The sequence below is a fragment of the Protofrankia sp. Cr1 genome (assembly GCF_963555865.1).
Classification (GTDB): domain Bacteria; phylum Actinomycetota; class Actinomycetes; order Frankiales; family Frankiaceae; genus Protofrankia.
In genome coordinates this window covers 1-2,887 of sequence record NZ_CAUVXO010000634.1, presented here as the reverse complement: position 1 = coordinate 2,887, position 2,887 = coordinate 1, and the positions used below count along the sequence as shown (strand labels likewise).

The 2,887-nt window shown below is 71.1% G+C and carries 3 protein-coding genes; all 3 read left to right on the top strand.

Going from position 1 to position 2,887, the window contains the following annotated elements; all coding sequences use genetic code 11:
- The coding region (locus tag U9980_RS27110; RefSeq protein WP_322770527.1) for an AMP-binding protein at nt 1–1,363 on the top strand (1,363 nt) is incomplete at its 5' end.
- 63 nt (nt 1,364–1,426) lie between these two features.
- The gene (locus U9980_RS27105) at nt 1,427–2,263 is read left to right on the top strand and encodes an alpha/beta fold hydrolase (protein WP_322770526.1); all 837 of its coding nucleotides are present in this window, start codon (nt 1,427–1,429) and stop codon (nt 2,261–2,263) included.
- Nucleotides 2,260–2,887, top strand: a 628-nt coding sequence (locus U9980_RS27100) for an alpha/beta fold hydrolase (protein ID WP_322770525.1), incomplete at its 3' end; no start/stop codon positions are given. The genes U9980_RS27105 and U9980_RS27100, both read left to right, overlap by 4 nt.

Genomic DNA, 2,887 nt, shown 5'->3' with positions numbered 1-2,887 from the left:
TGCCGTCTCGGTCGCCCTGTACCCGAACGCACCCCCCGAGCGGGTGGTGGGGACCGCCCGCGAGAGCCGGTGCCAGCTGGTCTTCACCGACCGGCCGGCCGGCGTGGCCGCCTTCACCGACGCCGGGCTCGACGTGTTTCTGCTGACCGAGGCCGGTGACGGCTCGGCGGCCGGTGTCCCGACCGTCGGCGACCTGCTGGCCGAGGCGGTCGGGCCGACTCCGGACCTGGCGGCGGCCCCGCGCGGCGCGGAACCGTTCACGATCGTGTCGACGAGCGGGACGCTGTCGGAGCCGAAACTGTTCGCGGTGCACTCCGCGCCGCTACTCTTCACGATGGACCGCTTCGCGGAGATCTACGGCTTCGACGGGCGGGACCGGCTGCTGCTCTACCTGCCGCTCTCCCACCTGCCCCAGCGGATGATGCTCTACTGGGGTCTCGGGGCCGGGCTCGACTTCATCCTGTCCGAACCGGCACGGTTCGCCGCCGACAGCGCCACCCTCGCCCCGACGCTACACGTCGCCGTACCGCGATCGCTCGCCCACCTGAACTGGCGGGTCGGTGAGGCCCTCAAACGCGACCCCTCCGGCACCCTCATGCCGGAGGCGGCGTACCGGGTGGCGTTCGGTAACGCGATCAAGGTGGTCTTCGTCGGGAGCGCGCCGACCGAGCCTGCTGTCCTGGACGCGCTCGAGGCCAACGGGGTGCCGGTCCGCGAGGTCTACGGGACGACCGAACTCGGCATGATCGGGCTCAGCACGCCGGACGCGACGCGCCGTGGAACGGTGGGCAAGCCCATCCCGTGGGGCGACGTGCGGCTCGACCCCGAGACCAACGAGATCCTCGTCCATACCCCCACGCCGTTCCTCTACGGGCGGCTGGTGGACGGGGAGACCGAGATCGTCCGCTACGACAAGCAAGCGTGGCACCCGACGGGCGACGTCGGGCAGTTCGACGAGGACGGCTTCCTCTCCGTGCTCGGACGGCTGCGGGACTTCCTCGCCCTGCCCAGCGGCGAGAAGGTCTTCGTCCGGCCCATCGAGGAGGCGGCGGCCCAGGCCACCGGGGCGACGGTCTGCGTCGTCACCCAGTACGAGCCGGGGCGCCTCGGCGCGCTGCTGTTCTTCGACCCCGCCACCACCGAGATCGGGACGGACGAGACCGGGCGCAAACACTGCCGGACCCGGCTCGACGAGGTGAACGCCGGGCTGCACCCGTGGGAACGGGTGCGCGCCTTCGCCGTCGTCGACCGACTGCCGTCCGTCGAGGAAGGCACCGTCACGGAAACGACCAAGCTGCGGCGCCACAAGATCGACGAGATCCACGGCCGCTCAGCGATCTGGTACCGCGTCCATCCCGGCTGACGTCGGGTCGCGGTGCCGGGCGGCTCACTGAACCGGCGACCCGCGTCACTCCCAAGGAGAGACATGACCTCGGACATGGCGGAAACGCCGAGCACCCCCCTGGTAGCGGAAATCGACCACCCGCGGGTCGCCGAACTGCCCGGCGGCTCGATCAGTTACCGGCTACGCGGCGAAGGGCCCCCGCTCGTCCTCGTCACCACGCTGTCCGGGACGTGGACGCGCCAGATCCCGATGCTGCGCAAGCACTTCACGGTCCTTACCTACGACATGCGCGGCTTCGGCGACTCGATCTCCACCACCGGCTTCCCGACCAACGAAGAGCACGCCGACGACCTTGCGCTGCTGCTCGACACGCTCGGGATTCCAGCGGCCACCGTCCTCGGGCTCTCGCACGGCGGGCTGGTCAGCCAGTGGTTCGCGGTGCGCCACCCCGAGCGACTGACCGGGCTGGCGCTGGTCGCCACCTTCGCCACGCCGAGCGACTCGACGCTGCTGTTCCTCACCATGCTGTACGGGTTCCTGGAGCGCGACGACATCGGGAACTTCTGGGAGGTGCTCAAGACCTTCCTGTTCTCCGCCGCGAATTGGAACGTGCTCACCCGGTGGGAGGATGGCCTGCGCCGGATGATGTTCGACCAGTACACGACGGCCAGCCTGCGCAGCATCTACGGCGGTGCGCTCGCGCACACCAGCCCGGATGGGTTCGACCGGATCTCCTGCCCGACGCTGGTCGTCGGCGGGGAGAAGGACATGCTGTTCCCGCCGGAGCGGACGCGGGAACTGGCCGAGCGCATCCCGGGAGCGAAGATGGTGCTCTTGTCAGCGGCGCACGTCCCGCCGGTGGAGGTCCCGAAGGCGTTCAACGAACTGGTGACCGACTTCTTCGGGGGAAACCGGTGACCACGGCCGAGCGGCCGCCGGCCCCGAACGCACCGACCGGTCCGGCCGGGAGCCGGCCGGACGGCGGCATCCCCAAGGGGCGCCTCGTCACGCTCCCGGGCGCGGACCTGCACATCTACGAACTCGGCCCGGCCGACGGCCCGCCGGTCATCATGCTGCACGGCTTCCTCACCGACTCCTACACCTGGCGCGACGTCGCCCCGGCGCTGATCGCCGACCACCGGGTGATCCTGGTCGACCTGCCGGGCAACGGCCGCTCCCCCGACCCCCGAGAGACGGGCTGGTCCGCCGACCGGTGCGTCGAGCTGCTCGCGGCGCTGTTCGACGCCCTCGGGCTCGACGCGCCGACCCTGGTCGGCAGCCAGATGGGTGGCTCGCTCGCGGCCTGGTTCGCCGCAGCTCGGCCCCGGCGGGTAGGCCGGCTGATCGTGATGGCGGCCGGGGTCCTGGGCGAGACGAGCACCAACCTCACGCTCTACAAGGTGCTGGCCAACCCGCTGATCGGCCGCTGGGTCGCACGGCGCTTCCCGCGCCAGAAGTTCGAGGAGAAGTGGCGGGCGGCCCACGGGCCCGGCCACGAGGTCGACCCGGTCGCGACGGACCGCTACTTCGCCCAGGTCCAGG